Raw genomic sequence first — 4,472 nt, forward strand, 5'->3', positions numbered from 1 at the left:
TCTTTTGGCGCCGCGCGCGACTGGAGCAGACGCTCTCGGCTGCGTAGTGCCCTCCAAGGCGGCTTTGGGCTGCCGGGCTATTCCGTCCTCACCTCACCAGCAGCACGTTGTAGCTCAGCGATTGGCCGCCGCAGAGCAGCCGCAGCAGGTAGACCTAACAGGGCAGGGCGCCGGCGTCCATTGCCAGGTGGTAGCCCCCGGCAGACTTGTGCACCTCCAACACCGGCAACCGCTGTGGCTGTTGGCCTGGAGCTACCGCCACAAGTCCGACCAAAGCCAACGATAAGCTCCATAGTTTTTTCATCTCATTCCTCCTGCAGAATCATTCGATCGCGTAGATTCTCCCGGATGCGGGGCCACCCTGGCCCGGGACTGTGCCGACGTACAGGGTTCCATCGCTGCCTATGGCGGGCCCAGCAATGCGAGTAATCCCCGCCTCAAGCGGGACGCTCCATAGCGGAGTTCCTGCGGGGCCCACAGCGATCACCTCTTCACCCCTGCAAAGGTAAGTCACTCCTTCCCTGTCGCAGATCGGCGCGGCCTTGGACTGATACCGGCCAAGCGGGTACGCCCAGCGGGGGCGTCCTAGGCAGTCCAAGCAGACGAGCGCTCTGGTGGCTTCGAGGTCACATTCAAGGAAGAAATCCCCCTGGCGACCGATAGCGGCCTCCTCCCCCGCACCTGAAACCTGGTACCGCCAGACGAGCCTCCCTTCTCGCGACACCAGCGTCACTCCTCTATCTGGCGCAGAGTCGGGGCCCAAGGCGCAGAAGATGGCAGACCCTTGTGCATCTACCACGGGCGCCGAGTAGGTCTCCCTGCTTTCACCAAGCTCGAACTTCCAACGGACCGTGCCATCCAGCCCTACAGCGCACAGGCTCTGCTTCTCCCGCGACCTCAGAGTCACGTTGGTGAAAGCGTAGAGCATGTCTCCGCTGGGGGATACAGTGACCCCTTCCCGAGTGAAGCCCCCATCCGCGAGAAGCCGCCACACCACACAGCCCGCCTGTGTCATCGCGCACAAGTAACCTTCAGGGTCCACAAAATACAGCGTCCCATCCGCCCCAATGTTTATCGGTGACCAGGCGAGGGCACTCCACTGCTTCCGCAACGTTCCGTCGGGGTTAATTATGCAAGGACGCAGGCTGGTCACCAAGATCCCCCCATCTGCCAATACAATTGGGGTGTCCGCCGGCCAGGCTTCCTCGAAATAGTACCGCCAGCGGAGCTCACCGTCCGGGCTAACCGCGTACAACGCACCCCTCTGACCGCCTGGGAAGTTCTCGCAGTTACTCATGAAATAGATTGTCCCATCCGGCCCTATCACTATCCCGGGGTAGATGAGCCCAAGGGGCTCGGTAGTGAAGGTCCATCTTATCCTCCCTCGCCGTGGGCCTGTGTATGGGCTCCTCCCGGTCAGCTGCGGATCGTGCCGGTACATCGGCCACGGGCTGTTGGCCAGACTGGGCCAGGGGATGTCCTGCTGCGGGCAGACCGCGGGGCCCTCAGCAGGACCTAACGGCGTCTTGTCCCGCGCACAGGAAAGAACAAGCAGCACCAGCGCAAAAACCAGCACGAAGCTGGCCTTTATCGTTTCCCTCATCATAGGCCGTCCTCCCCAACATTGTGGGCCTGTACGCCCAGCGTGCTCTGAGGGCTAATGTCAGCCGACGAACGCTCACGTTTTGTTCAAAAAAAAATCTGGCCCCCGTCAAGCGATTTCCTTTGGGGCCGCGCCCGACTGGAGCAGACGCTCTCGGCTGCGTAGTGCCCTCCAAGGCGGCTTTGGGCTGTTGGGCCATTCCATCCTCACCTCACCAGCAGCACCTTGTAGCTCAGCGATTGGCCGCCCCACAGCAGCCGCAGCAGGTAGACGCCAGAGGGCAGGGCGCCGCCGTCCATTGCCAGGTGGTAGCTCCCGGCAGACTGATGCGCTTCCACCAGCCGCCGGAGCTGGCGCCCCTCCACGTCGCACAGAATGAGCGAGACCTCCCCAGGCGCGGGCACCGAGTAAGAGATGGTGGCAGAAGTGTTGAACGGATTGGGGTAGACCCCCAGCCGCACATGCCCACCCTCCAGCTCGGAGTTCCCGGTTCCTTCTGCCACGGGCTTGCCGAGGTAGCCGTTGACGCTGACCTCATTGGATGGCTCCGAGTCCGGGGACTGCCCGCTATTGGCCGTGGCGCGGTACCAGTACCTGCGGCCGCTGGGGTTGATTACCACCTCGCGGTCGGTCCACTCTGTGACCGTCAGGTCGGAGGCTACTTCGTCCCAGGAGGGCGTCTCGGCTTTGCGGTAGATCTTGTACGTGAAGTTGACCCCCTCAGGGGCCTCCGGGGCGCACCAGGTGAAGTGGGGATGTTGCCAGGTCTGGCCAGCATTGGTGCAGCTCAAGTTGCGCGGGGGCGTGGGTTGAAAGGCTTCCTGGTTCGGGTCCCCCTCGTCAAGTATTTCCCAGATCGCGCTCTCGGTTCGCTCAGACCATCCTTGTCCTGAGCCTCTGACGGTTTTCTCGAGCCGCTCCGCCTGCACGTCCCAGCGGATACTTATGTCGTACGGCCAGGTGTAACCCGCTGTCCAGTCGGCGTCCCTGAGGTCCAAGCTAAACGAGATCTCCGGGTAACCAGACGGCAGGTGGAAGGTGAATTCATACTCGCCAAAGGCCAGGGTCTGCTCTCCGTGCTCCACCACTGAGGATCTGAAGCCGCCGCATGACTCGCCATTGCCATACCCGTCTACCTCTGCCCGGCCGTAGTCAGTAGTGAGCGGGCACAACCCTCCTTGCCACTTCCACCGCACACCGGACTGGCACTCAGCCGTTACTGTCCAAGGCTCATATTGGCCAGTGAGGCCGGTAGCAGCCATGATTATCTCGCCGTCAACTTCCGCAGTGCGTTGCGACAGGGCTTCACCCCACCAGGCCAACACCAAAGCCCCTCCTACCGCAGCCCGCAGAGCGGCGCACCTTAGCTCTCTAAACATGCCGCTCACCTCCCAATTACTCTAAACAATAGACCCACCCTTCCCCGACGATAATTAGCTGACCTGTGCAGGAAATGGCCAGGCCACACAGATTGTAGGGCATAGCTGGTAGCTCGCACACGAAGAGCCTCGTACCGTTCTTGCCGAAGCCCAGCACGTATCGCGAGTTATAGCACGCATACACAACGCCCTCCGAATCCACCACCAAGCGTACTCCCCCCTCTGAGGCCAGCTCCGGGCGCCCAAGCATCGGCGTAGACCAGCGCACTCTGCCCTCGCAATCAATGCACAGCAGGGAATCTCCGGCGCCGTAAGCGAAAAGGTACCCATCAGAACTCATACAGAGATTTGTCGACTGCCCCGCTCGTGCGGGGCTTGCCCACCGCAACTGACCCCCACTGGTGAACGAACGCACGACGAAGTGGTCGGCCCCCTGTTTGAACGTTATGCAGTACACATTTCCCTCGTTGTCCACAAGAGGTGACAGAAAATACGGAGACGCAGTAGCCTGCCATCGTACACTCCCTGTGTGAGCATCAAAGGCCGTCAACAAGGCGCCAAATTGGTGGTCGTGCACCAAAGTGTAAAAGGAGCGCCCATCCGGCGACATTGCCAGTGAACAGCGCGTCAAGGAATAGGAACTACTGCCCACGTGCCTACTCCACTTGACCTGGCCACTGGGCTCGACACCCGAGAAGAAATTGCCCCACGAGTAGAAGTACACCGTCCCGTCCAATCCCACCGCGGGCGCGGCGGCTTCATTGCCATGCGGGCCTTGATGGCGGCCCTGGATATTTCCCTGCATGTCGAACTCGTGAATAGCACCGGCATGATCAACAGCCAATACCCTGCCGCGAGCCAATAAGGAGGCACTGGAGGTGCATTCCCCCGGCCCAGTGAAAAAGGTTCTCGCCCGCAGGCTCCCATCCGGCCCCAATACAAAGAGATAGCACCGCATACCTTCACGCATGTTGGGGGCCGCCAGGTACAGAGTCCCATCCTCCGCAATAGCAACACCCACTTCCTCGGCATACAATCCCTCTTGGCTGAAACTCCACACGACCCTCCCAATTCGCGGCCCAGGGTACTTGCCCCTGGCCGTGCATTGCATGTCCCCCCACATGACCGGCCACGGGCTGTTGGCCAGACTGGGCCAGGGGATGTCCTGTTGCGGGCAGACCGCGGGGCCCTCAGCAGGACCTAACGGCGTCTTGTCCCGCGCACAGGAAAGAACAAGCAGCACCAGCGCAAGAACCAGCACGAAGCTGGTCTTTATCGTTTCCCTCATGGGAGACCGTCCTCCCCAACATTGTGGGCCTCTAGGCCCAGCGCGCTCTGATTCTATTCCTATGATATGGCCATTACTAATAATTTCCTTCGCGCTTTTGAAAAACCTAATTAATTCAACCCTCCGTCCACAAGATGAAAACAATATTGGTGCGGGCCTTCCGCGTTGCCTCAAGACGTTACATACTCAAGGCCGAGGGCGA

General features: G+C 60.8%; 4 protein-coding genes. All 4 read right to left on the reverse strand.

What is annotated here, in order from left to right:
• Positions 1 to 154: 154 nt before the first annotated feature.
• The 4 genes from H5U38_06325 to H5U38_06340 all read right to left on the reverse strand — a co-directional run bounded on the left by H5U38_06325 (position 155) and on the right by H5U38_06340 (position 4,270).
• Positions 155 to 304, reverse strand: coding sequence for a hypothetical protein (locus tag H5U38_06325; GenBank protein MBC7186633.1), 150 nt, complete (start codon positions 302 to 304; stop codon positions 155 to 157).
• An 18-nt stretch (positions 305 to 322) separates the two neighbouring features.
• Positions 323 to 1,606: a PQQ-like beta-propeller repeat protein gene (locus tag H5U38_06330; GenBank protein ID MBC7186634.1), complete on the reverse strand. Its 1,284-nt coding sequence runs from the start codon at positions 1,604 to 1,606 to the stop codon at positions 323 to 325.
• Positions 1,607 to 1,809: 203 nt separating this feature from the next.
• A complete protein-coding gene (locus tag H5U38_06335; GenBank protein ID MBC7186635.1) occupies positions 1,810 to 2,982 on the reverse strand; it encodes a T9SS type A sorting domain-containing protein in 1,173 nt (390 codons plus the stop codon).
• 16 nt (positions 2,983 to 2,998) lie between these two features.
• Positions 2,999 to 4,270 (reverse strand): PQQ-like beta-propeller repeat protein, encoded by a 1,272-nt coding sequence (locus tag H5U38_06340; protein ID MBC7186636.1) that lies wholly within the window; start codon positions 4,268 to 4,270, stop codon positions 2,999 to 3,001.
• Positions 4,271 to 4,472 lie beyond the last annotated feature (202 nt).

This window comes from Calditrichota bacterium (assembly GCA_014359355.1).
In the GTDB taxonomy this organism is placed as follows: domain Bacteria; phylum Zhuqueibacterota; class Zhuqueibacteria; order JANLFK01; family Oleimicrobiaceae; genus Oleimicrobium.